Origin of the sequence: Caulobacter sp. UNC279MFTsu5.1 (assembly GCF_900114015.1) — a bacterium.
In the GTDB taxonomy this organism is placed as follows: Bacteria; Pseudomonadota; Alphaproteobacteria; order Caulobacterales; family Caulobacteraceae; genus Caulobacter.
This window is the reverse complement of record NZ_FORN01000016.1, coordinates 13,769-39,937: the sequence shown is the minus strand read 5'-3', so window position 1 is coordinate 39,937 and position 26,169 is coordinate 13,769. Positions and strand designations below refer to the sequence as shown.

At 68.8% G+C, this 26,169-nt stretch carries 21 protein-coding genes and 1 tRNA gene; 9 read left to right on the top strand and 13 right to left on the bottom strand.

Annotated elements, in window-relative coordinates; genetic code table 11:
• Positions 1–10 precede the first annotated feature (10 nt).
• From BM066_RS11230 to BM066_RS11220, 3 genes are all read right to left on the bottom strand, one after another.
• Positions 11–1,660: an alpha-L-fucosidase gene (locus tag BM066_RS11230; protein WP_089927681.1), complete on the bottom strand. Its 1,650-nt coding sequence runs from the start codon at positions 1,658–1,660 to the stop codon at positions 11–13.
• Positions 1,660–3,816: a glycoside hydrolase family 2 protein gene (locus BM066_RS11225; RefSeq protein WP_089927678.1), complete on the bottom strand. Its 2,157-nt coding sequence runs from the start codon at positions 3,814–3,816 to the stop codon at positions 1,660–1,662. Before BM066_RS11225 ends, BM066_RS11230 begins: the two co-directional genes overlap by 1 nt.
• 187 nt (positions 3,817–4,003) lie before the next feature.
• The gene (locus BM066_RS11220) at positions 4,004–6,727 is read right to left on the bottom strand and encodes a TonB-dependent receptor (protein ID WP_089927675.1); all 2,724 of its coding nucleotides are present in this window, start codon (positions 6,725–6,727) and stop codon (positions 4,004–4,006) included.
• Positions 6,728–7,295: 568 nt separating this feature from the next.
• Between BM066_RS11220 and BM066_RS11215 the strand changes: the two genes are divergently transcribed.
• Positions 7,296–8,036: a GntR family transcriptional regulator gene (locus BM066_RS11215; RefSeq protein WP_089927671.1), complete on the top strand. Its 741-nt coding sequence runs from the start codon at positions 7,296–7,298 to the stop codon at positions 8,034–8,036.
• Between the two features lie 575 nt (positions 8,037–8,611).
• Here the strand turns inward: BM066_RS11215 and BM066_RS11210 are convergent.
• Positions 8,612–8,688, bottom strand: a tRNA-Arg gene (locus BM066_RS11210).
• A gap of 213 nt (positions 8,689–8,901) precedes the next feature.
• Here BM066_RS11210 and ggt point away from each other — a divergent pair.
• Positions 8,902–10,629 (top strand): gamma-glutamyltransferase, encoded by a 1,728-nt coding sequence (gene ggt, locus BM066_RS11205; protein ID WP_089927669.1) that lies wholly within the window; start codon positions 8,902–8,904, stop codon positions 10,627–10,629.
• Positions 10,630–10,660: 31 nt separating this feature from the next.
• Here ggt and BM066_RS11200 read toward each other — a convergent pair whose 3' ends face one another.
• Genes BM066_RS11200 through BM066_RS11180 form a run of 5 tightly spaced genes read right to left on the bottom strand, consistent with a single transcriptional unit; the run spans position 10,661 to position 14,845 of the window.
• On the bottom strand, positions 10,661–12,175 hold the full coding sequence (locus BM066_RS11200; RefSeq protein WP_089927666.1) for a sensor histidine kinase: 1,515 nt from the start codon (positions 12,173–12,175) through the stop codon (positions 10,661–10,663).
• A 9-nt stretch (positions 12,176–12,184) separates the two neighbouring features.
• Entirely contained in the window at positions 12,185–12,922 is a 738-nt protein-coding gene (locus BM066_RS11195) for a TVP38/TMEM64 family protein (RefSeq protein WP_089927663.1), read from the bottom strand.
• Positions 12,919–13,995 carry a quinone-dependent dihydroorotate dehydrogenase gene (locus BM066_RS11190; protein ID WP_089927660.1) on the bottom strand — a complete coding sequence of 359 codons (1,077 nt, stop codon included), beginning with the start codon at positions 13,993–13,995 and terminating at the stop codon, positions 12,919–12,921. The genes BM066_RS11195 and BM066_RS11190 overlap by 4 nt, the downstream gene beginning before the upstream one ends.
• A complete protein-coding gene (locus BM066_RS11185; RefSeq protein WP_089927657.1) occupies positions 13,992–14,336 on the bottom strand; it encodes a DUF952 domain-containing protein in 345 nt (114 codons plus the stop codon). The genes BM066_RS11190 and BM066_RS11185 overlap by 4 nt, the downstream gene beginning before the upstream one ends.
• Entirely contained in the window at positions 14,333–14,845 is a 513-nt protein-coding gene (locus BM066_RS11180) for a SixA phosphatase family protein (RefSeq protein ID WP_089927654.1), read from the bottom strand. The genes BM066_RS11185 and BM066_RS11180 overlap by 4 nt, the downstream gene beginning before the upstream one ends.
• A 77-nt stretch (positions 14,846–14,922) precedes the next feature.
• On the opposite strand from BM066_RS11180, the gene BM066_RS11175 reads away from it, so the two are divergent.
• Genes BM066_RS11175 through BM066_RS11165 form a run of 3 tightly spaced genes read left to right on the top strand, consistent with a single transcriptional unit; the run spans position 14,923 to position 17,476 of the window.
• Positions 14,923–16,080, top strand: a complete 1,158-nt coding sequence (locus tag BM066_RS11175; RefSeq protein WP_089927650.1) for a homoserine O-acetyltransferase MetX — start codon at positions 14,923–14,925, stop codon at positions 16,078–16,080.
• Positions 16,077–16,733, top strand: coding sequence for a methionine biosynthesis protein MetW (gene metW, locus BM066_RS11170; protein ID WP_089927646.1), 657 nt, complete (start codon positions 16,077–16,079; stop codon positions 16,731–16,733). The genes BM066_RS11175 and metW overlap by 4 nt, the downstream gene beginning before the upstream one ends.
• A complete protein-coding gene (locus BM066_RS11165) occupies positions 16,730–17,476 on the top strand; it encodes an endonuclease/exonuclease/phosphatase family protein (protein WP_089927643.1) in 747 nt (248 codons plus the stop codon). The genes metW and BM066_RS11165 overlap by 4 nt, the downstream gene beginning before the upstream one ends.
• A gap of 37 nt (positions 17,477–17,513) precedes the next feature.
• Here the strand turns inward: BM066_RS11165 and BM066_RS11160 are convergent, their stop codons facing one another.
• On the bottom strand, positions 17,514–19,049 hold the full coding sequence (locus BM066_RS11160) for a phospholipase D-like domain-containing protein (RefSeq protein WP_089927640.1): 1,536 nt from the start codon (positions 19,047–19,049) through the stop codon (positions 17,514–17,516).
• 92 nt (positions 19,050–19,141) lie between these two features.
• Between BM066_RS11160 and BM066_RS11155 the strand changes: the two genes are divergently transcribed.
• Positions 19,142–20,698: an MFS transporter gene (locus tag BM066_RS11155; RefSeq protein WP_089927637.1), complete on the top strand. Its 1,557-nt coding sequence runs from the start codon at positions 19,142–19,144 to the stop codon at positions 20,696–20,698.
• 197 nt (positions 20,699–20,895) lie between these two features.
• Here BM066_RS11155 and BM066_RS11150 read toward each other — a convergent pair whose 3' ends face one another.
• Positions 20,896–21,240: a P-II family nitrogen regulator gene (locus BM066_RS11150; protein WP_028038154.1), complete on the bottom strand. Its 345-nt coding sequence runs from the start codon at positions 21,238–21,240 to the stop codon at positions 20,896–20,898.
• A 29-nt stretch (positions 21,241–21,269) separates the two neighbouring features.
• On the bottom strand, positions 21,270–22,091 hold the full coding sequence (locus BM066_RS11145; RefSeq protein WP_089927615.1) for a class I SAM-dependent methyltransferase: 822 nt from the start codon (positions 22,089–22,091) through the stop codon (positions 21,270–21,272).
• 100 nt (positions 22,092–22,191) lie between these two features.
• Here BM066_RS11145 and gloB point away from each other — a divergent pair, with 100 nt between their 5' ends.
• Positions 22,192–22,938, top strand: a complete 747-nt coding sequence (gene gloB, locus BM066_RS11140) for a hydroxyacylglutathione hydrolase (RefSeq protein ID WP_089927614.1) — start codon at positions 22,192–22,194, stop codon at positions 22,936–22,938.
• Positions 22,935–23,396, top strand: coding sequence for a cupin domain-containing protein (locus BM066_RS11135; protein WP_089927613.1), 462 nt, complete (start codon positions 22,935–22,937; stop codon positions 23,394–23,396). Before gloB ends, BM066_RS11135 begins: the two co-directional genes overlap by 4 nt.
• A 49-nt stretch (positions 23,397–23,445) precedes the next feature.
• On the opposite strand, the gene BM066_RS11130 is transcribed toward BM066_RS11135, so the two are convergent.
• Complete coding sequence (locus tag BM066_RS11130) at positions 23,446–25,347, bottom strand: peptide MFS transporter (RefSeq protein ID WP_089927612.1); 1,902 nt, start codon at positions 25,345–25,347, stop codon at positions 23,446–23,448.
• A 184-nt stretch (positions 25,348–25,531) separates the two neighbouring features.
• Here BM066_RS11130 and BM066_RS11125 point away from each other — a divergent pair, with 184 nt between their 5' ends.
• The gene (locus BM066_RS11125; protein WP_089927611.1) at positions 25,532–26,086 is read left to right on the top strand and encodes a DUF427 domain-containing protein; all 555 of its coding nucleotides are present in this window, start codon (positions 25,532–25,534) and stop codon (positions 26,084–26,086) included.
• The last annotated feature ends 83 nt before the right edge of the window (positions 26,087–26,169 follow it).

The window sequence follows — 26,169 nt, the reverse complement described above, 5'->3', positions numbered from 1 at the left end:
GCCCTTTCACTTAAGCGAGGTCGATACGGTAGACATAGGCGGCGTGTCCGGCGGGCTGTCCGCCGACCGCCAGCCGCAGCCCCTCGGCCGTCTGGCTGAAGGCCACGGGCCGGCCGGTGCTGAGCGCGGTGACGGCGCGGACCTGGTCCGTCGGCTTGATCGAAGCGATCAGGGCTTCGTCGCCTTCCGGCGCGTTCAGCTGCAGGACGTAGAGCCGGCCCTCCCGGGTGGTGAAGCGGAAGTCCTTGGCCGTGTAGGGCTTGGTCTTGGTTTCCTGGAACGAACCGTCGGCGATCTCAGTCGGCCCCTCGCCGAACACCCGCCAGGGCCGCGAGCCGTAGATCGCCTCGCCGTTCAGGGTCAGCCACTGGCCCATGGCCAGCAGGGTGTCGCGGGCGGCCGGCGGGATGCTGCCGTCGGCGTGCGGCCCGACATTGAGCAGCAGGTTGCCGTTCTTTGAGACCACGTCGACCAGCAGGTGGATCAGCTGGCCGGCGCTCTTGTAGGTGTCGTTCTCGATGAAGCCCCAGGCCTTGTCGCTGATCGAGGTGCAGGTCTGCCACGCGGTCGGCTGGATGCCCGGCGCCTGGCCGCGCTCGATGTCCAGCACCCCGGCTCCGACGGGCATGGAGCCCAGCTTGTAGTTGACCACGCCCTGGCGGCCCTGGGCGGCCTTGGTGTTGTAGTACTGGGCCAGCATGGCTGGCAGGGCGGCGCGGAACTCGGCCTTGCCGATCCACCAGTCGAAATAGATCAGCTCGGGATCATAGAGCTCGACCAGCTCGGCGGTGCGCGCCAGCCAATCGTCGACCCAGGCCTGGGAGACGGCGGTGAAATCGCCGAACAGGTCGGCGTCGTCCTTGCCCGACAGACGCAGCTGGGCCGGACCGTAGAGCTCCAGATAGCGCGGATCGTTGACGTCCGACGGGATCTTGCGGCCCTCGTCGAAGAACCAGTCGTGCTCGGCGCGGTGGCTGGAGAGGCCGAAATGCAGGCCTTCTGCCCGGGCCGCCTTGGCGAAGGCGCCGATCAGGTCGCGCTTGGGCCCGGTCTTGACCGCCGTCCAGTCCGACAGGCGGCTGTCGTACATAGCATAGCCGTCGTGGTGCTCGGCCACCGGCACGACATAGCGGGCGCCGGCCTCTTTGAAGAGCTTGGCCCAGCCCGCCGGGTCGTAGGCCTTGGCGGTGAACTGCGGGATGAAGTCCTTGTAGCCGAAGCGGTCCTGCGGTCCATAGGTCGCCCGGTGGTGCTCGTATTCCTTCGAGCCCTGCTGGTACATCAGCCGCGAGTACCACTCGCCGCCGAAGGCTGGCACCGAGTAGACGCCCCAGTGGATGAAGATCCCGAACTTGGCGTCCTGATACCAGAGCGGCGGCTCATAGGTCTTCAGCGACGGCCAGTCGGCGCGGAACGGGCCATGCTCCGTCATGACGCGGGCCCGCTTGAGCACCGCGGCGCGCGGCGCGTCGAACTTGGCCGCCGCCCGCCGCCAGGCCTGGTCGATCTTTTCCGGGCTCAGGATCTCCGCCGTCGGCGCGGTCGGCGAGACCGTCGGCTCGGCGGCCGAACCGGGCGTGGCGACGACCGCCGTGGCGCCGGCCGCGGCCACGGCCAGGAAGGCGCGGCGGTCGAGGCTGTTCAGATCGGTCTTGGACATCAACGCACCGCCGGATTGCTGGAGAGCTGCGCGGGATCGGGCGGGAACGGCGCCGAGCCCAGCTTGAAGGGTCGATATTCCGCCGCCTGCCCGCCCGAGCGGACGCCGGTCGGGGTCAACACGTCGAAGGTCAGGCGAACGATGCCGTCGACCGGCCTGTTCCAACCGCCCGTGACGACCGCCGGGGCCGAGAGATCAAGTTCAGTGGCCGGACTTTCGGCGATCACCGCTCCGTTCTGGTCCAGCGCCTTCCAGCGGACACGCTGGCCGATCAACGGATAGGACGGCAGGGCGCCGGCCGCGCGCGGCGCGACCTTGGCGGTGAAGCCCCTGAGGCCGCCCTCGCCCACCGTCCAGGCCACCGAGACGTCGATCGCGCGGTTGCGCTGCTCCCAGGCCGCGTAGGACGGCTTGCGCTGGCGGTTCTCGTCGACGACGCCGTGATCGACATAACCGTCCACCGACCCGGCGTAGAGGTTCCGGTTGGAGTGGTAGTCCTGATAGGTCCAGAAGATCGCGCCGCCCACGAAGGGCCGCTTCTCGAACGCCGCCATCTGGCCCAGCAGGTTCTCGACCCGCGCGATGTCGGCGGCCTTGGGATCGGTCGAGAACGGGCCCGGCCAGCCGAACTCCGAGATCACCAGCATCTTGTCGGGATAGGTCTTGTCGAAGAAGTCCAGCCACGGCTCCACGGACTCGGCGCCGCCGCTCCAGGTGCCGAAATAGGCGTTGGCCATGATGAAGTCGGCCTCGCGCAGCGCCTGGGCCGGCTTCCACGGGGCGATCGACACGTCGGAGTCGGCGAAGGTCACGAAGCGGCCGGGATCCAGGGCGTTGATGTGCGCCTTCATCGCCCGGAAGAACGCCAGGCCGCCGGGCTTGGAGGCGTCGCTCTCGTTCATCACGCTCCAGGCCAGGACGCTGGGATGGTTGCCGGCCTCGGCGATCATCTCGCCAATCTGGCGCTTGGCCAAGGGCAGAAGACGCGGATCGGCCAGTTGCGCCTCGGTCATCTGCCAGATCGGGATCTCCGGGATCAGCAGCACGCCCTGGCGGTCGGCTTCGTCCAGCACGGCCTGCGGCTGCGGGTAGTGCACCGGCCGGGTCAGGGTGACGTGCAGCGCCGCCAGGTCGTTCCAGTCCTGGCGGATGGTGCCGACGCTCTCGGCCTGGCCCTCCCAAGGCGAATCCTGGTGACGGGTCATGCCGGTCAGGCGCACCGCCTGGCCGTTCACATAGAGCCGGCGGCCCTTGATCTCGATCTTGCGGAAACCGACCGTGTCGGTGCGCTCGTCGAGCAGCCGTCCGTCTTCGTCGCACAACTGCGTCGACAGGCGATAGAGCCTGGCCGCGCCGACGTTCCACAGCTGGGGCCGCTGGACCTCGACGCTCAGCGACGGTTCGGCCGCGCCGCCCGCCGCTACGCGCACGGTCTGGTCGGCGCGGGCCACGACGCGGCCGTCGGGATCCTCGATCGCAGTCGTCAGGCGATAGGCGCGCGGCGCCGCGTCGAGGTTCTCGACCCGCACCCGGGTCACCGCGGTCGCACGGTCGGCCGACAAACTCTGGGTGATCGTCTGCTGGCGGATCAATCCCTTGTCGGCGACGCTCAGCCAGACGTCGCGCAGGATCCCGCCGTTGCGCCACCAGTCATACCAGACGTTGCCCGACGCCTGCAGCCGCATGGCGTAGCCGGGGATGGTGGCGAAGCCCGGCCGGTTGTCGATGGCCACCGCGATCCGGTTTTCGCCGGGCCGGACCAGCTTGCTGACGTCCAGGTGATAGGCCGTGAAGCCGCCCTCGTGGCCGCCGGCCTCGACGCCGTTCACGAACACCCGGCTCTTGTAGAACGTGCCGCCGAAATTGAGCTCGACATGCCGGCCCGCCAGGCCTTCGGGCAGGACGACGCTCTTGAAGTACCAGCCGACGCCGTCGAACGCCTGGTCCTGGCCCAGATTCCAGGTATGGGGCACGGTGACCGCCCTGGCGCCCTCGGGCGGCGCGGCGCGCCAGCCGGCGGACATCCCCTCCCCGTTCGGGTCGGGTCGGAAGCGCCAGTCGCCGTTGAGATCGAGCCGCGTGGCGGCGGTGGCGGCATGGCCGCCCAGGGTCAAGGCGAAGATCAGGAGGCGCAGAAACTTGCCGATCTTCCTCATCCCCGCTCCCGCCGCTTCGGCCTTGGAGGCCGATAGTCAAAAGCCTGGGCTTCCGCCCAGGTCCGCACTCGCCTGAAATAGTCGTTCTCCCGACGTCGACGACGTCGGAATTTCCACTTTCCCCAAAAAAGGAGGGCTGCCGCCGCCTTGCAGTCGCGGCGGCAGCCCAGTCGGGGAGAAAGTAGAGCTACATCTTGTAGCTGAAGTTCAGGGAGACCACGCGGCCGTTCTTGTAGAGCGCGGTGGGCGCGCTCTTGACCGAGCTGTATTGGAAGTAGGTTTCGTCCAGGAGGTTCGACGCGTTCAAGGTCAAGGTCATGCGGTCGTTGAACTTGTAAGCGCCCTGGAAGTCCAGCTGGGTATAGGCGTCGCTGTAGTCAGCCGATTGAAGACGACCGAACCGGTTGAAGTACTTGGAACGGTAGTTGTAGCTGAGGCGAGCCTGCCAGGGGCCATGCTCGTAGTACGGCACCAGGTTGATGGTGTCGCGCGACAGGAAGGGAATGCCGAGGCCATTGCCGGTCTCGGACGAGGTGAAGGTGTAGTTCGACTGGATGCCGAAGCCGTAGCCCAGGTCTGCCTGGTAGGAGAGCGCGAAGCCCGTGACCTTGGCCTTGCCGCCGTTCACCGGCGTGGAGACGTCGTAGGTCCGGACCTGGCCGGTCGAGTCGGCCAGTTGCTGCCGCGACGTCTCGTTGCCGACATAGTTGGTGATGTCGCGATAGAAGACCTCGCCCGACAACAGGCCGCCCGGGGCGAAGTACCATTCGGCCGATAGGCCGAAATTGGTCGCCTCGTAGGGCTTCAGGTCGGGGTTGCCGCCGCCGGCCGTCAGGCGGACGTCGTCGCGGCTGAAGGCGCCGGCCAGGTCCGAATAGCGAGCCCGGGCGATGACCTTGGCGGCGGCGGCGCGCAGCACCACGGTGTCACCGGCGTCATAGGCGAAGTTGAAGGCGGGCAGGAACTTGGTGTTGCTGTTCTTGACCGTCGTCAGGTTGGTGGTCGTCGCCCCCGACGTGGTTTCGGTGAGGTAGAAGGTCGAGGTGTCCTCGGTCTTGACCAGACGGCCGCCGATATTGCCGCGATACTTCTCGCCCTTGAAGTCGCCCTGGACGTAGGCGGCGGTGTTCTTCTCGTTCACCTGGAAGAACGAACCGGTGTCCAGGCCCCAGTTGACGTTGATCGTCTGGCCGGGGACCGAGGCCAGGGTCTTGATCACCGTTTCCTTGGACAGGGTGGCGAACGGTACGCCGTTGCCGGTGGTGTTCAGGCCGTCGAACAGGCCGTCCGGCGTCGAGAACGAGCCCAGGTCGGCCAGGGTGAAGGCGCGATTGGTGAAGGTCGCGCCGCCCATCGTGGTCTGGCTGTTGTCGTGGTCGCTGTACTTGGCGCCGAACAGCAGCTTGGTGAACGGACCGAACGACAGGTCGCGCGTGAAGTCGACCTGGCCGTACTTCTCTTCGTCGATGGTCTTTTCGGCATAGGTGACGCCGCCGATCTGGGCGCCGTTGAACGGTTGCCCGCCGTTGGCGGCGAGCACGCGCGGATCATCCCGCAGGCTGTTCTCGGCCGGGGCGGTGCCCACCCACTGGGTCGCGTCCGTGCCCGGGTTGGCCCAGTTCAGGACAGTGTTCTTGCCGTCGAAGCCGTAGGAGAAGCCCTGCAGCGTGCGGAAGCTCAGCAAGTATTCCGGGTTCTTGCCGCCGCTGGCCTTGGTGTAGCCGGTGTTGCCCGACACGGTCCACAGGTCGCCCGTCCACTTGCCGGCCAGGTTGATGCTGTCGTTCTTGACCTGGGTCTTGCGGTAGTTGGTGTCGAGTTCGCCGTTCCATGAACCGCCGGTCCCTGCGCCATAGCTGGCGGCCGTGACCAGGCCGTCGGCCACGGTGGCGTTCTGGAGACGATCGCCCCGGACGTCGTAGCTGAATTCCGACTGGCTGAGGTTGTTGTACTGGCCGCGGATCGAAAGGCCGGTCAGGGTCAGCTCGACGCTGTCGACCGGCTTCCATTGGATCGCGCCGGACAGGCCGACGCGCTTGCGGACCTGTTGGAAGTATTCGTGAGCCAGGAAAGCCGGATAGCGGGCGGCGTTGAGCGCCGCCATGCTGGCCGTGGTGGGAGCCGCGCCGTTGATGGTGGCGCTGGCCGACTTCATGCCGGTGATGTTGCCGTTGGCGTCCTTGTTGAGGAAATCGCCGCCCGAACCGTAGCCATAGACGGCCACGCCGGCCCGGCTGAGGTTTTCCCGGTCATAGGTCACGGCGCCGAGGATGCCGAAGGTGCCCGACTCGTTCCGCCAGCTGTAGAGGCCGGAGAGCTTGCCGTTGCCCTTTTCCGAGCGGTCGTTATAGGCGTAGCCGCCCGACAGGCTCAGGGTGTTGGGATCCAGGTCCAGCGGCTTGCGCGTGCGGATGATGACGGTGGCGCCCAGGCTGCCTTCGTCGAGGCGGGCTTCCGGCGTCTTGTAGAGTTCCGCGCGGCCGATGATGTCCGGCGACAGCAGCGAATAGTTGAAGGTCCGGCTCGAACGGTCCGACGGGTTGCCGCCCCAGTCGGCCGAGGCGATGGCGTGGCCATCGACATAGATGCGGTTCAGCGACGGCTCGGTGCCGGCGATGGAAACCTGCTCGCCTTGGCCGAACTGGTGATCGACCGTGACGCCGGGGAGACGCGACAGCGACTCGGCGACGTTGGTGTCGGGGAACTTGCCGACGGCCTCGGCCGTGATCACTTCGACGATGGCGTTGGTTTCACGCTTGAGCTGGATGGATTTCTTCAGGCTCTCGCGAATGCCGGTGACGACGACTTCGTCGACGGTCGTCGCGCTGCTGGTCGTCTGGGCCGACGCCGCGCCAGCCATGAACACGCCCGCCAGAGCGGTCGTCAGCAGAATATGTGCTTTGAGGCTCATTTGTTGAGTCCCCTCCCCTTGGGGCGCCGAAGCCCCTCCCTCGCCAGACCGTCGCCACGACAGCCGCTCGAAGCTCCCGAAGGCCCCTAGATACCAATCTAGAACCATTGAGATACCTGATGCGGATTTGACCCTAGGGCCGGGCTCGCTTTGTCGTCAATTAATAAATCAAATTTCATATATAAATTTTTTCCGGCGTGTAGAATTGTCACCCAACTGCTCGGGCTCCGCCGACGCCGCGATTCCTGGAGGCTCCCTGGGGTAATGAAAAAAGATAAATATATCTTAGGTTTATGGGCATCGCGAAAGGCGGCCACCCTTGATTGTCACGCGGGGGCAGCACACGCGTCGAAACGATTCATACATAAATTCAGGAAATTTAATGAAATAAAGCCTGGACCGCAGGTGGTCCTATCCACCTCATATGGAGGTCTTTTGGCGGACTCTCCGACCCCGCCTGGGCGACCTTGGCGCGGCGGGCCGCCAAGCCTGGCGACCGGCCCATGGCGCGCCCGCCGGACCGTATCGGGACAAAGGGCGCATCTTCATGAAATCGTCGAGTAGTCCGATGTCCTTCTCAGACCGCGTGGGCCGGCTCGAAGCCGATGACGCCTTGCCGCTCTACATGCAACTGCAGCGCGTGCTCAGGAGCGCCATCCAGAGCCGCGTCCTGTCGCAGGATGCGGCCATTCCGCCCGAACGGGAGCTGGCCGAGGAGTATGCGGTGTCCCGCATTACGGTGCGCAAGGCCTTAAGCGGCCTGGTCGACGAGGGGCTTCTGAGCCGCCGCCGCGGCGCGGGCACCTTCGTGGCCAGCCGGGTCGAGAAAAGCTTTTCGAAACTGTCGTCGTTTTCCGAAGACATGCTTTCGCGCGGCCGGCGCCCCCACAGCGTGTGGGTCAATCGATCGCTCGGCGCCGTGACCCCCGAGGAATCCCTCTCGCTCGGGCTTTCTCCTGGCGCGGCCGTCTACCGCTTTCATCGCGTCCGCTACGCCGACGACGCGCCCATGGCGTTGGAGTACGCGACGGTTCCAGCCTATTGCCTGCCCTCGCTCGAGGCGGTGGGCGACTCGCTCTACGAAGCGCTCGAAAAGGCCGGCTATCGTCCGGTGCGGGCCTTGCAGCGCCTGCGCGCGATCGTGTTCACCAAGAGCCAGGCCGAGGCTCTGGCCGTGTCGCCGCGAGACGCCGGCCTGCTGATCGAGCGACGCGGTTTCCTGTCGGACGGTCGCGCGGCGGAGTTCTCCCAATCCTACTATCGGGGCGACGCCTATGACGTGGTCGCCGAACTGAGCGGCGCGCCCTAACGCCCAGTCCCGAGGCCAAGTGGACCGGATCGGACCTGAAGTGATCTGGCCCATCCGCCCAGGCCTTGCAGATGGCCGCGCGCAACGGACTCCATAGCGAGCGCTTGGAGGTGCTGCTGGGGAACGTGCTCGACCGCCGGGCCGAGTGGATCGATCGCCGCCACGCTCACATCACCGAGCTTCGTCAACGGGCGGCCACCGCCGCCGCCAAGCTCTCGCGGCTTTACCCGGCGATCGAGGACGGTGTGACCGATACCGCCGACCAAGATTTCAAGGATCGCATGAAGGAACTGGCCTCCATGCGGGACGAGGCCCGTGCGGACGCTGACAGGGCCGAGGCGGCCATTGAACGCCTGGGGCCAAGCCTCACGCCCGAGAAGCTGCAAACCTTCGCCCAGGCCGCCGAAGCGCGCCTTCGCGCCGAGGACGGCGTCCGCGCCGTGGCTCAGCGCATCGAGGTGCTCTCGACGAAAGAGATCCAGATTATGGGAAATCGAACTGACTTGCTTCGAACCCTGGTCGCCTCAACGGGCGAAAACACAGCGATTCTGGAAGTTCGCAGTTTCAAACCGAAATGGCGCGCCCGGAACGATTCGAACGTCCGACCCTCAGATTCGTAGTCTGATGCTCTATCCAGCTGAGCTACGGGCGCGCACTGCCTTTCGGCGAGGCGGGGGAGATAGCCCGGACGATCCGGGGACGCAAGCGCCTTTTGATGCAGAATGCGCGAAGTTTGTGGAGAAGGCCTCCCAAGCCTTGACCCGCAAGGCTGCGCTCCCTTCTTGAGGGGAACGACCTTGGCCGCGCGGGGATCGCAACGGCGCGCTCCTCGTTTCCGTGGCCGGGGTCTTCGAGAAAGTTCGCCATGCGTCTGATCGCCCCCCTGCTCGCCACTCTGATCGCCGGCTGCGCGCCCCTTTCGGCCGAGGCCGGGCCGCCAGCCCCAGTCCAAGCGACGGCCGCGGCGCCCGCCTACAAGCCGAGCGGCATGGTGGCGGCGGCCAATCCGCTGGCGGTGGAGGCCGGCCTGAGGGTGTTGCGCGACGGCGGCACGGCGGTGGACGCAGCGGTGGCGGTGCAGGCGGTGCTGGGCCTGGTCGAGCCGCAGAGTTCGGGCCTGGGCGGCGGCGCGTTCCTGGTGTTCTACGACGCCAGGACCGGCAAGGTCACCGCCTATGACGGCCGCGAAAAGGCCCCCTTGGCGGCCACGCCGCAGCTGTTCATGGGTCCGGACGGCAAGCCGCTGAACTTCGTGACCGCAGTCCTTTCGGGTCGCTCGACGGGCGTGCCGGGCGCGGTGGGCATGCTGGCCCAGGCCCAGAAGGAGCACGGCAAGGCCGCCTGGGGCACATTGTTCAAAGACGCCGAGGGCCTGGCCGACCGCGGCTTCACCGTCAGCCCGCGCCTGGCCGGCATGATCAACAGCCCCCGCGTGCCGCAAAACGCCGCGCCGGACGTGATCGCCTATTTCACCAAGCCGAACGGCCAGCGCTACCAGGCCGGCGACACCCTGAAGAACCCCGCCTACGCCGCCACCCTGCGCGCCCTGGCCGCCAAGGGGCCCAGCGCGCTCTACGAGGGGCCGCTGGCCCAGAAGATCGTCGACCGCCTGCACCAAGGCGACCTGGCCTCCAGCATGACCCTGGCGGACCTGAAGGCCTACAGGCCGCGCTCGGCCGACGCCCTGTGCCGGCCGTGGAAGGTCTACACCGTCTGCGTGCCCAATCCGTCTTCGAGCGGCGTGTCGGTGCTTCAGGCCCTGATGATGCTGGAGCACACCGACATCGCCCAGCGCGGGCCGACCGATCCCGTGGCCTGGACCCAGCTGGCGCAGGCCGAACGCGTCATGTACGCCGACCGCGACCGCTATGTCGGCGATCCGTCGTTCGTGAAGGTGCCGATCGAAGGCCTGCTGGACCCGGCCTATGTCGCCGAGCGGGCCAAGCTGATCGGCGAGACCGCCGGTCCGGCCCCGAGCTTCGGCCTGCCGAAAGGCGCGCCGGTCATCGGCCCCGATAGCACCCAGGAGCCGGCCGGCACCACCCACATGGTCATCGTCGATCCGATGGGCAACGTGGTGTCGATGACCACCACGGTCGAAAGCGTGTTCGGCTCGGGCCGGATGGTCGGGGGGTTCTTCCTCAACAACCAGCTGACCGACTTCAACTTCGATCCGCATGACGGCGACGGCGCGCCGGGCGCCAACGCCGTGGCCGGCGGCAAGCGGCCGCGCTCGTCGATGGTCCCGATCGTGGTGCTGGACAAGGACGGCAAGTTCCTGGCCGCCGTGGGCTCGCCGGGCGGCTCGGCGATCCTGTCCTACAATCTCAAGGCCATGGTCGGGGTGTTCGACTGGGGCCTGACCATGCAGCAGGCGATCAGCCTGCCCAACCTGGTGGCGCGCGGCGACAGCTTCTCGGCCGACGTCGAGAAGTTCGGACCGGCGATGACGGCGGCCCTGCAGGCCCGAGGCGTGGCGGTCCGCACCGGCCAGAACGAGACCTCGGGCCTGCACGGCGTGATCGTACGGCCGGGCGGCGTGCTGGAGGGCGGAGCCGATCCCCGACGCGAAGGGGTGGCGAAGGGGCTGTAGGATCGGGCTGGGACGGGACGCCCCCTCCGACCTAAGGCTTCGACTTCGCCTTCGGCTTCGCCGGCTCGGGCGGCGCTTCCGGCAGCGGTTCCGGGACGCCCGCCAGCGTCAGATCGAACACCGAACCGCCCGGCCCGGTCTCGACCAGGGCTAGGTCGCCGCCATGGCCCTGGGCCAGTTCGCGGGCGATGGCCAGGCCCAGGCCGGTGCCGCCGCGTCGCACCGAGCCCACGAACGGCTGGAAAAGGTTGTTGCGCGCCTTTTCCGGCACGCCGGGACCGTCGTCGGACAGCCGCAGGATGCTCATGCCCTCGGCGCGGCGCAGCTCGACGAACACCCGGCCCTTGCCGCCACGGTCGGGCGCCCCCTCGATGGCCTCGCGGGCGTTGCGCAGCAGGTTGGTGAGAATGCGATGCAGCTGATCCGGATCGGCGACCACCTGCTCGCGACCGTCGATCACGGTCTCCAGGGCGACGCCGGACGGCAGCAGGCCGGCGTCCTCGGCGGCCATGTCGAGGGCGGCGCGCAGCGGCGTGGTGCGCAGGGCCGGGGCCGGCTCCTTGGATTTGCCGTAGGCCATCACGTCGCTGGCCAGGGTGATGGCCCGGTCGAGGGCGCGTTCCAGCCGCGGCAGGGCCTGGGCCACCTTGGGATCGCCCAGGGCGGCCAGGCGGTCGGAGGCCATCTGGGCGCTGGTCAGCATGTTGCGCAGGTCGTGATTGATCTTGGCCACCGCTTCGCCCAGGGCGGCCAGGCGGGCCTTGGCCTGCAGGGCGGTGATCAGGTCGGACTGCATCATGTCGAGCTCGCGCTCGGCCCGGCCGATCTCGTCGCGGCGACGCGAGACCACCACCCGGGCGGCCGGATCCTCGGGATTGGCGCGGAACCGCTCCATGGCCTGGGTGATGCGCTGCATCGGCCGCACCAGCAGGAAGTTCAGCGACAGATAGATCAGCCCCCCCGCCAGGGCCGCCACGAAGATCGTCACCCCGGCCAGGCGGCCCAGGGTGGCCACCAGATCGGCCTTCAGCTTTGCGTCGGGCAGCACGATCTCGACGAATTCGGCCTCCTGGCGGAAGCGCGGCTCGGCCATCACCCGCACCATGCTGCCCGGCGCGCTCTTGAGAGTGAAGAACGGGGCGGCCAGCCACGAACCGGGGTTCTGGCGGCGCAGGTCGACCAGATAGGGCGGCTTGATCTTCAGGCCCCGCGGCTCGGTGGGCAGGACCAGGCGACGGGCGCCGTCGACCTCCAGCGCCACGATCACCACCCCGGCCTGGTCGAGCAGCTGCTGCGACACCCGGTCGGTGACCCGGCGCTCGGGATCGGCGTCGGCGATGGTCGAGGCCAGTTCGGCGGCCCGCACCCGGTCCAGCAGCCACTGCTCCTCGAAATAGGCCAGGGCGGGCGGCAGGATGACCGCGCCGGCGATGGCCACGAACAGGGCGGTCAGCAGCAGCAGCCGCGCCGACAGGCCTCCGGGCCACGGGAAGCGACGCCCTGGCCTGGCATTTTCCGGAACGGACGGCGTGACCGGCTCGGTCATCTGTCTGGGTTACTTCAGGTCAGGGGCTTCGGCAACGCGTCGGCGTCGCCAATAGCGCCACAGCGGCGGCAACAGGGCCAGGCCGCCCATCGCCGCGATCGGCAGATAGATGCGCGGCGAGAACAGGGTGTGCATGGTCACCGGCTCGCCGCTGGCGAAGATGTGGCCCAGGCCCGCGCCGATCCCGGCATAGACGAACGAGCTGGGGATCATCCCTAGGAACGAGGCCAGCAGATAGGTGCGCACCGGAATGTTCATCAGGCCCGAGGCCACATTGACCAGCAGCAGCGGGAAGGCCGGGATCAGGCGCAGGGTCAGCAGGTAGGAGAAGGCGTCGGCCTTGAAGCCTTCCTCGACCCGGCTCAGCAGAGCGCCGGGCTTCCGGCGCAGGAAGTCGCCGAAGGCCGTGCGGCAGACGAGATAGACCACGGTCGAGCCGCCGGTCGCGCCGGTCACCGCCGCCGCCCCGCCGCCGATCGGCCCGAACAGGAAGCCGCCGGTCAGGGACAGGATCAGGGCCCCCGGCAGCGAGACCGACACCGTGGCCACGTAGACCACGACATAGATCGCCGCCGTCTTCAGCGGATTGGCCGCGGCGTAGGCCTGCAGGGCTTGGCCCTGGGCCTGCAGGGTCTCGAGATTGAGCTTGCCGGCCAGGCCGCTGGCCAGAGCCGCGACCAGCAGGATCAGCAAGGCGCCCAGCGGCCCGAACCGGCGCAGCCAGGCCAGGGTGGCGTCGGGCGTCATCCCGCGCCGACCGCGTCGGTCACCGAGGCGAAGCCCTCGGCGCGCAGCCGGGCGGCCAGCTCGCGCTTGATGCGCTGGACCAGGCCCGGCCCGCCATAGACCAGGGCCGAATAGAGCTGCACGGCGCAGGCCCCGGCGCGGATCTTGGCCAGGGCGTCGGCGCCGCTGGCGATCCCGCCGGCCCCGATCAGCGCCAGGCGGCCGCCGTTGGCCGCGTGGAAGCGGGCCAGCATGGCGGTCGAGGCGGCCAGCAGCGGCCTGCCCGACAGGCCGCCGCTCTCGGCCTTTTGGGGCGAGGCCAGGTCGGCGGAACGGGCGATGGTGGTGTTGCTGACGATGATCCCGTTCAGGCCGTTGGCCGCGACGGTCTCGACGATGGCCTCGACCTCGCCGTCCTCCAGGTCGGGCGCGACCTTCAGGAAGATCGGATAGTCCGTCGTCCCGGCCGCCTTCAGCAGGCCGCGCGCCTCGGCGATGCGGCCCAGCAGCTCCTCCAGCGCCGCCTTGGTCTGCAGGGCGCGCAGGCCGGGCGTGTTGGGCGACGAGATGTTGACGGTGAAATAGTCCGATAGGCCCCACAGCCGCGTCAAGCCGGCGACATAGTCGGCGACGCGGTCGGTCGCGTCCTTGTTGGCCCCGATATTGGCTCCGACGACGGGCTGGCGACCGCCGGCCCCGCGACGGGCCTTCAAGGCCGACAGGCGCGCGGCGAACGGCTCCAGCCCCTCGTTGTTGAAGCCCATGCGGTTGATCACCGCCTGGTCCTGCGTCAACCGGAACAGGCGCGGCCGCGGATTGCCGGCCTGGGCCAGAGGGGTGACCGTGCCGCACTCCACGAAGCCGAAGCCGGCCTGGGACATGGCGGCCGGGACCTCGGCGTTCTTGTCGAAGCCGGCGGCCAGGCCCACGCAGTTGGACAGCGCCAGGCCGGCGACGGTGCAGGCCAGGATCGGGTCGTCGACGTCGGACTGGCGCGGGCCCAGGCCCATCTTCAGGCCGCGGATCGCCCAGCCGTGGGCGTCCTCGGGGTCGAGCACGTGCAGGGCGCGGGCGGCGATGTCGTGAAGGCTCATGCGGTCAGCCCGCCCAGGACCGGCACGCCGTCGGCGTCGAGATCCAGCGCCCGCTCGGCGACCACCTCGTCCACCCTCAGATCGCGGAACAGGTGTGGAAACAGGGCCCCGCCGCGCGAGGCCTCCCATTTCAGGGCCTCGCCCAGGTCGTCGGCCTCGACGGTCAGCAGCATCAGGTCGGACTGGTCCTTGAAATAGAGCTCGGCGGTCCGCTGGGCGGTGTCGTGGCCGGAGAAATGGATGAACCCGTCGGCCAGGTCGACCGCCGAGCCGGCGAAGGTCCCGGCGGCGCGGGCGGCGTCCCACTCGGCCTTCGGAAGGATCTTGTAGATCTTGCTCATTCGCCGCCGTGCCCGCCGTTTTCCGAAGCATAGAACAGGTGGCTCAAGGTCGGGGCTCCGTCGGGATCGATCGAAAACACCGCGACCGTCGCGGTGGGGAATTTGCCGCGCAGCTGGGCCAGCCGGGCGGGATCGGCCGGGCCGCCCATGGCCAGGCGCAGAGCCAGTTCGTGCAGGCCGGGATTGTGGCCCACCACCATGACGGTTCCGCCGTCGGGCGACTCCTCGCGAATCGCCGCCAGCACGTCCTGGGCTTCGGCGTGATAGAGGTCGCGGCGGGTCGCGGCCCGCGCCTTCGGAAAGGCCGGCGCGGCCGCGTCCCAGGTCTCGCGGGTGCGGCGGGCCGACGAGACCAGGGCCAGGTCCGGCGACAGGCCGGCCTTGGCCAGCACCTTGCCCATCAGGGCCGCGTCGTTGTGGCCGCGCGGCGCCAGGGCGCGCTCGAAATCGCCGCCCGAAGCGGCGTGTTGCTCGGCCTTACCGTGGCGCATGAGGATCAGTCGGTCCATGATCCTCCATAGCCTTCACCGCGGCGCATCGGAAGCGCGCGGTTGACATAGAAGGCGCCAAGCGGTCCAAGGCGGGCATGGCTGAACTCGACTTCGCCGGACCTGTGCTGACCGAAGGCGGAACCTGGCGGTTCCCGCCCCATCAGCCCCTGCGGCTCGACTCCGGCGCCCAGCTGGAAAACCTGGAGATCGCCTACCGCACCTGGGGCGAACTGAACGCGGACGGCACGAACGCCATCCTGATCTGCCACGCCCTGACCGGCGACCAGCACGTGGCCGGAACCCACCCGATCAGCGGCAAGCCCGGCTGGTGGACCCGTCTGGTCGGCCCCGGCAGACCGATCGATCCGGCCAAGCACTTCATCATCTGCTCCAATGTGGTCGGCGGCTGCATGGGCTCGACCGGCCCGGCGTCGATCAATCCGGCGACAGGCAAGGCCTACGGCCTGACCTTCCCGGTGATCACCATCGCCGACATGGTGCGCGGCCAGGCGATGCTGGTCGAGGCGCTGGGCGTGGACACCCTGCTGGCCGTGGTCGGCGGCTCGATGGGGGGCATGCAGGTCCAGCAATGGGCGGCCGATTATCCGGACAAGCTGTTCAGCGCGGTGATCGTCGCCTCGGCCTCGCGCCATTCGGCCCAGAACATCGCCTTCCACGAGGTGGGCCGCCAGGCGATCATGGCCGATCCCGACTGGAAGGCGGGCGCCTATGCCGAGGGCAAGTCGCGGCCCGAGAAGGGCCTGGCCGTGGCGCGGATGGCCGCTCACATCACCTATCTGTCCGAACCGGCCCTGCAGCGGAAGTTCGGCCGCGAACTGCAGCGCGACGGCCTGTCGTGGGGCTTCGACGCCGACTTCCAGGTGGAGAGCTATCTGCGCCACCAGGGGGCCAGCTTCGTCGACCGCTTCGACGCCAACTCCTACCTCTACATCACCCGGGCGATGGACTATTTCGACCTGGCGGCCGCTCACGGCGGGGTGCTGGCCCAGGCCTTCGCCGGAGCGCGCCACGTGCGCTTCTGCGTCCTGTCGTTCACCAGCGACTGGCTCTACCCGACTGCCGAGAACCGCCACATCGTCCGCGCCCTGACCGCCGCCGGCTGCCGGGCCGCCTTCGTCGAGATCGAGAGCGACAAGGGCCACGACGCCTTCCTGCTGGACGAGCCGGTGATGGACGCGGCGCTGCAGGGCTTCCTCGGCTCGGTGGAACGGGAGCGGGGCCTGTCCCGATGATCCGCGAAGACTTCAAGGAGATCCTGCGCCTCGTCCGCCCGGGATCGCGCGTGCTGGACGTCGGCTGCGGCGAGGGCGTGCTGCTGGACCTGCTGACCCGGGAAAAGCAGGTCGACGGCCGGGGGCTGGAGATCAGCGCCGCCGGGGTGGCCGCCTGCATGTCGCGCGGCCTGTCGGTGGTGCAGGGCGACGCCGACCAGGACCTCGACCACTTCCCCGACCGCACCTTCGATTATGCGGTGCTGTCCCAGACCCTGCAGGCCACGCGGCGGCCGCGGCACGTGCTGGACGAGCTGCTGCGGATCGCTGACCGGGCCGTGGTGTCGTTCCCGAACTTCGGCCATTGGCGCGTGCGCTGGTCGCTGCTGCACCGGGGCCGCATGCCCGAGACCGAGGCCCTGCCCCTGCCCTGGTGGGCGACGCCCAACATCCACCTGTGCACCCTGGCCGACTTCCTGGCCCTAACCGAAGACCTGGGCGTGCGCATCGACGCCTGCGCCGCCTTCGCGGGGAACGGCCCGGCCCGGCAGATCGACCCGACCAAGGCCATCGAGAACTGGCGCGCCGAAAGCTGCCTGTTCCTGCTCAGCCGCAATCCCCCGCCCGCCATGGCGGAACCTCCAGCTCCCTCAGGCGATCTCTTCGACGGATGAAGCTTCGTCTCATGACCTACAATGTCCACCGCTGCGTGGGCACGGATCGCAAGCTCGACGTCGAGCGTGTGGCCGAGGTCATCGCTGCGGAGAACGCCGACGTGGTGGCGCTTCAGGAACTGGACGTCCGCCGGGCCCGCACCAGGGGCGTGGACCAGGCCCATCGCCTGGCCGAACTGCTGAAGATGCGCTCGCATTTCCATCCGGCCATGGCGGTGGAGGAGGAGCTCTACGGCGACGCCATCCTGACCGCCCTGCCCGAAAAGAAGGTCAAGGCCGACGGCCTGCCGCTGTATCCTCGCATTCCTGGCCTGGAGCCGCGCGGCGCCATCTGGATCACCGTCGAGGTCGGCGGGACGCCGGTGCAGATCATCAACACCCACCTGGGCCTGGTGCCCCAGGAGCAGAAGCGCCAGGCCGCCGCGCTGCTGGGCGAGGGCTGGGTCACCCACGAAGCCTGGAAGGCCCCGGGCATCCTGCTGGGCGACTTCAACGCCACGCCCTATTCGGCGACCTATCGCCTGCTGAAGGCCGCCCTGCGCGACGCCCAGGCGCCGACCGCGTCATGGCGGCGGACCCCGACCGCGACCTTCCCGTCCCACTTCCCGTTCATGCGCATCGACCACGTCTTCCTGACCAAGGGCCTGGAGACGGTAGGGGTGCGCTCGCCCTACGGCGCTCTGGCGCGGACCGCCTCGGACCACCTGCCGCTGGTGATCGACCTGGAGATCACAGGCGCCTGACGCCGCGCGCGTTCTCCGGTTTTGAGCGGAGAAGGATTCAGTCCTGCAGGTGGTCCGGCAGCGCCGGGCTTTGATCTTCGTCCGTCAGGCGGCGCAGCTCGCGCTTGAGGCGCTTGCGGCGGCCCCAGGGCCGCCAGGCGTCGGTGGGCGAGATGGCGTCGCCCAGGCTCCAGTCGGCGATGAACTGCTGGACGCCCGTCAGCGGCCTGATCGGCGCCGGCGCCAGGCGGCGCGGCTGGCCGTCCTTGCGATCCAGTGCGTTGATCGTCGCCGCCAGACCGCCCAGGCGGTCGTAGGTCTCCAGCACGTAGCCGGTCTCGTGGTCGAGGAAGTGACCGATCAGCCGGCCCAGGAAGGCGCGGATCGCGGCGCGGCTGGTCTCGTCGGTACCCTCGAAGGCGATGTCGCACTCGGTGTCCAGCCCGATCGAGCGGTTGTTGAGGTTGGCCGAGCCCAGCCGCAGCACCCGGTCGTCCATGATCGCCACCTTGGAATGGACGATGATCGCCGCCCCCTTTGGCGTGCGGGCGCTGAAGGCCGAGAAGCGGCGGTGGACGTCGATCTCGCGCAGGCGGTTGATCGCCGAGGTGCGGGCGCTGTCCATCGTCATCTGGTCGAAATAGCTGGGGCTGTGGGCCGGCCCGACGGTCACCACCTCGGGGCCGTCCGGCTCGGCCAGGCGCTCGGCTAGGGCTTCGACGATGATCGGCGAGGTCAGGTACTGGTTCTCGAGATAGATCAGCCGCCGGGCCGCCTTGATGCTGGCCAGGTGCATCAGCATCGTCTCGTTGATCTCCGGGTCGCCCTTCCAGGCCGGCTGCGTGCGGCAGACGCCGACGGGCAGGTTGCGAAGGTCGGGGACCAGATAGTCCGGCCAGGGCGCCGCCTCGGGCTTGTCCGGGCGCGCAAGCGACTCGCCCGTCGATCGGGCCCATCGGGCGATGAACAGGTCGCCCAGGGCCTCGGCCGCCTTGCCGTCGACCAGGGCCGCCACCTCGTGCCGGGCCGGATAGTGATGGCCCGTGGGCAGGCGGCGGCGAGGGTCGTTGTCCAGGTGCTGGGTGGTGTCCCAGCGATCGACGCCGATGTCGCCGCCGCTGACCAGGGCCACCGCGCCATCGACCACGACCACCTTCTGGTGGTGGCTGGCGCTGGCCGGCAGGGTGTTGTCGAGATGGTACTTCACCCGCGATCCGGTGAAGAACACCTGGCCGCGATGCGGTCCGAACAGCTGCGAGGCGGCGATGGGGAACGGCATGTCCCAGACCAGGATCCGCACGTCCAGGCCGGGGTTCAGCGCGGCCTGCCGGCGCAGCAGCAGGCCGATGCGGTCCACGTGCTTGGGGTCTCGGCTCTTCCTGACCCGGTCGGGATCGAGACGCGTCAGCGGGTCGAACACCCAGGCCAGGATCCAGATCGACTTCCGGGCCGACAGCAGGATCGACTTCAGCGCGTCGAACGCCTCGTCGTTGTCGATGAACAACGCCAGCCGGTCGGCCTGCTCCACGCGCCAGCAGGTGGCGCCCGGTCGGAGCAGGGAAGCGGAAGTCAGCGCGGATGCGTCGTCGGCCATATCGCCCCTTGTGCCATGGAAATTCGTCAACGCACGGACCCATGTTATGGCTCCGCTTGGATAGAACGCTCACGCATGCTTGTTGGACGCCCATGACCGCCCAGACGCCCGCCCATCATGTCCTCGCCGACCGCAAGCGCCTGTGGGCCTTCTGGCTGGGCTGCCTGGTGGTCACCGCCGGCGTGGTCCTGCACGTGCCGATGTACCTGATGGGCGCCGACATCGGCTACCGGCTGGCCGGCATGAAAATGGACCTGGGCATGACCGTGGGGATGCTGTTGATCCCGCCCGGCTGCGCCCTGGCCGGCTGGGGCCTGCTGCCCCGGCGCGGCGTCGACCACCACCTGGAGCACACGATCGAGATCACGCCGCCCGAGGACGCCCCGCTGTCGCTGGCCCACTGGGGCCTGATGCTGGTGCTGGTCGTGGCCCTGATCATCGACATCATGAAGCCGGCCAGCCTGGGCTTCGTGGTGCCCGGCATGATCAAGGAGTACGGGGTCAGCAAGGCGATGGTCGCCTGGCTGCCGTTCGCCGCCCTGACCGGCACCGTGGCCGGCTCGATCATCTGGGGCGCCCTGGCCGACGTGTTCGGGCGGCGGGCGTCGATCCTGCTGTCGGCGGTGATGTTCGTCGGCACCTCGATCTGCGGAGCCATGCCCGATTTCTGGTGGAACGTCGGCATGTGCTTCATGATGGGCGCGGCGGCCGGCGGGCTGCTGCCGGTGGTCTACGCCCTGCTGGCCGAGACCATGCCGTCCAAGCACCGCGGCTGGGCCCTGGTGCTGGTCGGGGGCCTGGGGGCGGTGGGCGGCTACCTGGCCTCGTCCAGTTCGTCGGCCTGGCTGCAGCCGGAGTTCGGCTGGCGGATCATGTGGTTCCTGAACCTGCCGACCGGCCTGATCCTGATCGCCCTCAGCGGCGCGATCCCCGAATCCGCCAAGTTCCTGATGGCGATCGGCCGCCTGGACGCCGCCCACGCGGTGATGAAGCGGTTCGGCTCGGTGGTCCGCGAAAAGGCCGACCGGCCCGAGGACCACCACCATGTCCTGACCCCGCCGCCGGTCGAGCGGCGCTTCCTGGGCAAGACCGCCGCTCTGAGCATCGCGGCCGTGGCCTGGGGCCTGGTCAATTTCGGCCTGCTGCTGTGGCTGCCGGCCGAGCTGGTCGCCGAGGGCCACAGCGTCGGCGTCTCCAGCCAGCTGCTGGCCAAGTCCGCCCTGATCGCCTTCCCGACCGTCTTCGTCTGCGCCTTCCTCTACAGCCGCTGGAGCACCAAATGGTCGCTGGCGGCGACGATCGCGGTCAGCGCCCTGGGCGTGGCCGGCGTGCTGACCATCGGCCCCGGCGTCAGCCCGGTGCTGCCGGTGGCGCTGATGATCATCGGCACGAACGGCCTGCTGGCCATCCTGCTGCCCTACACGGCCGAGAGCTTTCCCTCGCGGGTCCGCGGCCGAGCCACGGGCTGGGTGGCGGCGTGCAGCAAGTCGGGCGGACTGATCGCCCAATTGTTGGGCATCCTGGCGGCCGTGCCGCCGCTGAAGGTCGCCGCCCTGATGATCATCGCCCCGCTGGCCCTGGCGCTGATCCTGGTCGCCGGGTTCGGGACCGAGACGCGCGGACGGGACCTGCGGGAGCTGGAGGGGTAGGGTGCGGCCCACCGACGGGTTGCAAAAGCATCCTTCACGATCAAGTCGCCCATCCGGGTTGCCATCCCGGCCGCAGCGCGGCGGAGAGCCGGGATCCAGAGGACTGGGCCAATGCGGTGCGGTCGCCCTGGGTCCCGGACTGCCTCTGCGAGGCTTCCGGGATGACAACTTCTTGGGGGCGACCGTGAAGTAGGACCCTACCCCGCGATCGCCGCCGCGTCGCGTTCGCCGGTGCGGATGCGCAGGGCCTGCTCCAGGTCCAGGACGAACACCTTGCCGTCGCCGATCTTGCCGGTGTTGGCGGTGCGCTGCAGGGCCTCGACCACCGGCTCGACCACGTCGTTGGCCACGGCGATCTCCAGCTTGACCTTGGGCAGCAGCTTCACCTCGTACTCCGCGCCGCGATAGACCTCGGTCTTGCCCTTCTGTCGGCCGTAGCCGCGAACCTCGGTGACCGTCAGGCCCGAGGCGCCCGCCTCGGTGACCGCCTCAAGCACGGCGTCCAGGCGACTGGGCTTGATAACGGCGACGATCATCTTCATGGCGCGGCTCCCGCTGGCGACGGCTTGTTCTATGACTTCAGGCTAGGCCTGGGAATCGATGGCTCCAAGAGCTTTGCGGCATTTAGAGTACGCGGCGCCTTTCGAACAGGCGCCGCCCTGACCGGAGCGGGACCGCCCGGCGAGGGCGCGAGCACTCCGGGCGCGAATACCCGAACGCGAGCGCGGCTGCCGCGCGGCTTGACCGCGAAGGTCTGCTTGACGGCCTCCATCAGGATCAGGCCGGCGAAGCGTGGCCACAGGCGGGCCCCGACCTGCTCGAACCCCTCGGCCCAGCGCGCGGCCACCGACAGGGGCGGGGCGTAGAGGGCTCTTGTCCAGCCCGCTGGCTCCAGGTCCGCCTCGCGCAGCAGGGCCTCCAGTTGGTGGCGGCTGAACGGCCGGCCATGACCGAAGGGCGTGCTCTCGGCCCCCGCCCACAGGCCGTCGCGCGACGCCACGGCGACGATCAGGCGGCCGGACGGCGCCATGACCCGCCAGAGCTCGCGCAGGACCGCGGCCGGATCGTCGGCCTCCTCCAGGGCATGAACGGCCAGGATGCGGTCGAACATGGCGTTGGGGAACGGCAGGGCCGTCTCCTCGACCAGGGTCGCGGCGTTGGCCCCGCCGCTGGGCCAGACCTCGACGCCCTGGGCGGCGGGCATGGCCGCGATCACACGACGGGCCTGAGGGCGGGCCTGGTCGAGAAACGGCGTGGCGTAGCCCAGGCCCATCACGTCCAGCCCGCGCGCGTCGCCCCACGCCTCCTCGACCTTGCGGCCCAGCATCTCGCGGGCCGCGCGCCCGAGCGGACTGGCGTAGAAGGCTCTGAGATCGAGCACGTCGCGGCGCATTGAGTCTCCCGATCGATCGCTTCATCTATGTAGGCGGGCGGGTCCCTGGCGTCACGTCCCCGCCCCCTAAAAGGACTTGGCCCTGTCCGGAGTCGAAACCATGTCGCTGACCGTTCACCAGTTTCCCTGCCTGTCGGACAATTACGGCTTTCTCGTGCGCGACGAGGCCACCGGCACGACGGCGACGATCGACACGCCCGACGCCGACGCGATCCTGGCCCAGCTGGACAGGCTGGGCTGGACGCTGGACCTGATCCTCAACACCCACTGGCACCCCGACCACGCCGGCGGCAACGCCGCGATCCAGGCGGCGACCGGGGCGACGATCGTCGGACCGCCGGAGGTGACCCGCATCGCCCCGCTCGACCGCAGCGTCGGCCAGGGCGACACGGTGATGCTGGGCGAGACGCCGCTCGCGGTGATCGACACCGGCGGCCACACCCTGGGCCACATCGCCTATCACGACGCCGCCGACCGCATCGCCTTCGTCGGCGACACCCTGTTCGCCCTGGGTTGCGGCCGATTGTTCGAGGGCACGCCCGAGCAGATGTGGGGCTCGCTGTCGAAACTGGCCGCCCTGCCTGACGACACCACCGTCTACTGCGCCCACGAATACACCGCCGCGAACGCCCGCTTCGCCCTGTCGGTGGACGACGCCCCGGCGCTCAGGGATCGGGCCGAGGCGGTGTTCGCCGCCCGCGAGCGGGGCGAGCCCACCGTGCCGACCACGATCGGCCTGGAAAAGGCGACCAATCCGTTCTTGCGCGCCCCCCTGCTGCGGCCGCATCTGACCCCGGCCGACGCCTTCGGCGAGATTCGCGCCGCCAAGGACGGCTTCAAAGGATGAGCATCGACCCGCGCGGCCTCGCCGGCGACCTGGGCGCCCGCGAGATCATCCGCCTGCTGGACATGGCCCCGCACCCGGAGGGCGGCTGGTACAGGCGCACCTTCGAGGACACGGCGGTCGACGCCCACGGCCGCCCCGCCTCCACCGCCATCTACTACCTGCTGCAGGCGCAGGAGCTGTCAGCCTGGCACCGGATCGACGCGGTCGAGACCTGGCACTGGTACGCCGGCGCGCCGATCCGCCTGACCCTGTCGCCGCCCGACGGCCACGGCGCGACCGCCCATACCCTGGGGCCGGACCTGCGCGCCGGCTGCCGGCCGCAGCTGATCGTGCCGACCGGCTGGTGGCAGACCGCCGTCAGCCTTGGCGCCTGGACCCTGGTCGGCTGCACCGTGGCGCCGGGCTTCCGGTTCGAGGGCTTCGAACTGGCGCCGGAGGGATGGCGGCCGACGGTCTGAGACGTCCGTCAAGCAAAAAGGCCCCGGAGCGATCCGGGGCCTTTTTCCGTCAGGGGGCGATCGAGGCCGGCTCGGCGGCCGGTTCGGGATTGGTGTCGTCTGAGCCGTGCGACCATTTCTTGAGGATCGGCGACAGGGCCAGGAACAGCACGCCGATGCCGATCGAGATCAGGCCGATCACCTTGAACACCAGCAGCGACTGGGCCATGGCCGCGGCGGGGTCCAGCACCTGGCCGCCGATGGTCTCGGTCGAGGCGATACCGGCGATCCAGCCGCCGAACAGGTTGGCCATGGCCAGGGCCATGTACCAGACCGCCATCACGAACGAGACGATCGACAACGGCGACAGCTTGGTCATCTGCGACAGGCCGACCGGCGACATGAACATCTCGCCCGAGGTGTGCAGCATGTACATCAGGACCAGGAAGACCAGCGGCATGCGGAACGCGCCGTCGGCGAACTGGGCGCCGACCAGCAGGATGAGGAAGCCGGCGCCGACCTGGACCAGCGACAGGCCGAACTTGACCATCGGTCCCGGATTGCGGCCCCGCCGGCCCAGCACCGTCCAGAGGGCGGCGAACACCGGGGCGAAGATCAGGATCCAGCCGGCGTTGATCGCCTGGGTCTGGGCCGCGTTGAACGCGGTGTTGACCCACAGCTTGCCGGCCGTGCTCCAGCCAGCGGCGGCCAGTTGCTCCGGCGAGCCCAGCACGATCGCGCCGCCGAACCACTTCACCGGATGCGACAGCAGGACGAGGTTGACGTTGGTGGCCGCGAACAGGTTCAGCGACGAGCCGGCCTGTTCGAACAGGGTCCAGAACACCACCGCGCCCAGCACCAGGACCGTGGCCAGCAGAAGCCGCTCGCGCTCGACCTTCTGGCACTTCACGAAGGCGAACCACAGGATGTAGCCCAGCGAGCCGAACATGCCGGCCACCAGAGTGGCGCTGACCACCGGAGTGTACTGCACCAGGAAGAAGATCAGCCCGACCACGCCCAGCGAGGCGGCGTAGATCAGGCCTTCGCGATTGACCGGACCCAGCACCGGGGCCTTCAGCTTGCCCAGCTCCGGCGGTTCGCCCTTGCCCAGAAGCCAGGGCTTGCCCAGCACGAAGACGACGAAGCCGGCCAGCATGCCCAGACCCGCCATGCCGAAGCCCGCGGCCCAGCCGAGGTTGACGCCCAGCAGGCCGCACAGGATGGCCGCCCAGAACGAGCCCAGGTTGATGCCGTAGTAGTAGAGGGTGAAGCCCGGATCGCGGCGCGGATCGCCCTGCGGATAGAGCTGCCCCACCAGGGTGGCGACATTGGCCTTCATGAAGCCCACGCCGACGATGATCAGCGACAGCGCCAGCCAGAAGATGTTGAGATACAGCGGGTCGCGGTCCTTCACGCCCAGCTGGTACTGGCCCTTGGGCAGCACCGCGGGCAGGGCCGAGTGCGCCGGCAGATTCTTGATCTCGAAGTCGCCCCTCTCGTTGGCCGCCACCTCGTAGGGCTTGTCGCCAACGACGATCCTGGCCGTCCGCTCCTCGCCGCGGCCCTTGACCTGGAATTCGTAGGTCTGGCCGGCGTACTGCAGAGTCTGGGTCGCCGGACGGCCCTCGACCGCCATGGTCAGGTGGCCCGCCACCAGCAGGATCGCCCCGAAGGCCACGGCCTTGCGAGTGCCCAGATAGCGGTCGGCCAGGAAGCCGCCCAGCAGGGGCACGATATAGACCAGCGAGGTGTAGGAGCCGTAATGGCCGCCGGCCGTCTTGGAATCGAACAAGAAGTGCTGGGTCAGGTAGAAGATCAGCAGCCCGCGCATGCCGTAGTAGGAGAAACGCTCCCACATCTCGGCCAGGAAGCAGATGATCAACCCGCGCGGATGGCCCCGCAGCAGCTGGATAAGCACGGGTATGCCGGTCACCAGGGTGACCAGGATGCCAGCGGCGACAACGATATTCATTCACGAACCTTGAAACGTACAAGCGGTGGGGCGACCAGCAGGTGGTTTCGCCCTCCCCTCCCCAATTGGCGGGGAGAAGATCACGGCGCTTTGCGTTTCACAAGCAATGGCTTGCCGCGGTGGAGCCCCGCCCCTTCGCCGCGCGTTTCCTAGGCGACGCCCCTCTCGGGCGGGAGATTTCGCCATGACCAATCCGACCCAAGACCATCCCATCACCTGTTCGCGCGAGGACGGACGGGTGGAGGTGCTTTTCGAAGGCCACGAGATCGCCGACAGCGACGACGTTCTGGTGCTCAAGGAGGCCGACTACGCCCCGGTGCGCTACTTCCCACGCTCGGACGTGGCCATGGACTTCCTGCAGAAGACCGACAAGGTCACCCACTGCCCCCACAAGGGCCGGGCCTCCTATTACACGATCCATCGCGACGCGCGGATCATCGAGAACGCGGTGTGGTCCTACGAGGACCCGCTGCCCGGCCTCGGCCAGATCGCCGGCCGGCTGGCCTTCTATCCCGAGCACGTCGATTTCAAGCGCGCCGGCCTGACCCCGGCCGAGACCCGGGCCGTCGACGTCGACGAGGTGGTCCGGCACACCGACAGCGGTTCCGGCGCCAGCCAGGCCGAGCACTGGGACGCCAACGTCTCCATGCCCGACGACGAGGCCTGGGAAGGCGACGACATCCGCGAGGACGATCCGCGCTCCGTGGCCAGGCCCTATGAGGGGACCGGATCCATCTGAGCCCGCGCTCGCGGAACCTGAGGCATAAAGCGTTCGTTAACCTTCCAAGCGCTGCAATGACCGCAACGCTCAAGCTAGAAGCC

What these genes read in the sequence shown, in the direction of transcription:
- BM066_RS11175 (WP_089927650.1), top strand. Translation starts at nt 14,923, where the DNA reads ATGGCTGAACTCGACTTCGCCGGACCTGTGCTGACCGAAGGCGGAACC.
- BM066_RS11155 (WP_089927637.1), top strand. Translation starts at nt 19,142, where the DNA reads ATGACCGCCCAGACGCCCGCCCATCATGTCCTCGCCGACCGCAAGCGC.
- BM066_RS11195 (WP_089927663.1), bottom strand. Translation starts at nt 12,922, where the DNA reads ATGACGCCCGACGCCACCCTGGCCTGGCTGCGCCGGTTCGGGCCGCTG.
- BM066_RS11135 (WP_089927613.1), top strand. Translation starts at nt 22,935, where the DNA reads ATGAGCATCGACCCGCGCGGCCTCGCCGGCGACCTGGGCGCCCGCGAG.
- BM066_RS11230 (WP_089927681.1), bottom strand. Translation starts at nt 1,660, where the DNA reads ATGTCCAAGACCGATCTGAACAGCCTCGACCGCCGCGCCTTCCTGGCC.
- BM066_RS11220 (WP_089927675.1), bottom strand. Translation starts at nt 6,727, where the DNA reads ATGAGCCTCAAAGCACATATTCTGCTGACGACCGCTCTGGCGGGCGTG.
- BM066_RS11150 (WP_028038154.1), bottom strand. Translation starts at nt 21,240, where the DNA reads ATGAAGATGATCGTCGCCGTTATCAAGCCCAGTCGCCTGGACGCCGTG.
- BM066_RS11125 (WP_089927611.1), top strand. Translation starts at nt 25,532, where the DNA reads ATGACCAATCCGACCCAAGACCATCCCATCACCTGTTCGCGCGAGGAC.
- BM066_RS11165 (WP_089927643.1), top strand. Translation starts at nt 16,730, where the DNA reads ATGAAGCTTCGTCTCATGACCTACAATGTCCACCGCTGCGTGGGCACG.
- BM066_RS11225 (WP_089927678.1), bottom strand. Translation starts at nt 3,816, where the DNA reads ATGAGGAAGATCGGCAAGTTTCTGCGCCTCCTGATCTTCGCCTTGACC.
- BM066_RS11160 (WP_089927640.1), bottom strand. Translation starts at nt 19,049, where the DNA reads ATGGCCGACGACGCATCCGCGCTGACTTCCGCTTCCCTGCTCCGACCG.
- BM066_RS11180 (WP_089927654.1), bottom strand. Translation starts at nt 14,845, where the DNA reads ATGGACCGACTGATCCTCATGCGCCACGGTAAGGCCGAGCAACACGCC.
- gloB (WP_089927614.1), top strand. Translation starts at nt 22,192, where the DNA reads ATGTCGCTGACCGTTCACCAGTTTCCCTGCCTGTCGGACAATTACGGC.
- BM066_RS11145 (WP_089927615.1), bottom strand. Translation starts at nt 22,091, where the DNA reads ATGCGCCGCGACGTGCTCGATCTCAGAGCCTTCTACGCCAGTCCGCTC.
- BM066_RS11190 (WP_089927660.1), bottom strand. Translation starts at nt 13,995, where the DNA reads ATGAGCCTTCACGACATCGCCGCCCGCGCCCTGCACGTGCTCGACCCC.
- BM066_RS11200 (WP_089927666.1), bottom strand. Translation starts at nt 12,175, where the DNA reads ATGACCGAGCCGGTCACGCCGTCCGTTCCGGAAAATGCCAGGCCAGGG.
- BM066_RS11130 (WP_089927612.1), bottom strand. Translation starts at nt 25,347, where the DNA reads ATGAATATCGTTGTCGCCGCTGGCATCCTGGTCACCCTGGTGACCGGC.
- metW (WP_089927646.1), top strand. Translation starts at nt 16,077, where the DNA reads ATGATCCGCGAAGACTTCAAGGAGATCCTGCGCCTCGTCCGCCCGGGA.
- ggt (WP_089927669.1), top strand. Translation starts at nt 8,902, where the DNA reads ATGCGTCTGATCGCCCCCCTGCTCGCCACTCTGATCGCCGGCTGCGCG.
- BM066_RS11215 (WP_089927671.1), top strand. Translation starts at nt 7,296, where the DNA reads ATGTCCTTCTCAGACCGCGTGGGCCGGCTCGAAGCCGATGACGCCTTG.
- BM066_RS11185 (WP_089927657.1), bottom strand. Translation starts at nt 14,336, where the DNA reads ATGAGCAAGATCTACAAGATCCTTCCGAAGGCCGAGTGGGACGCCGCC.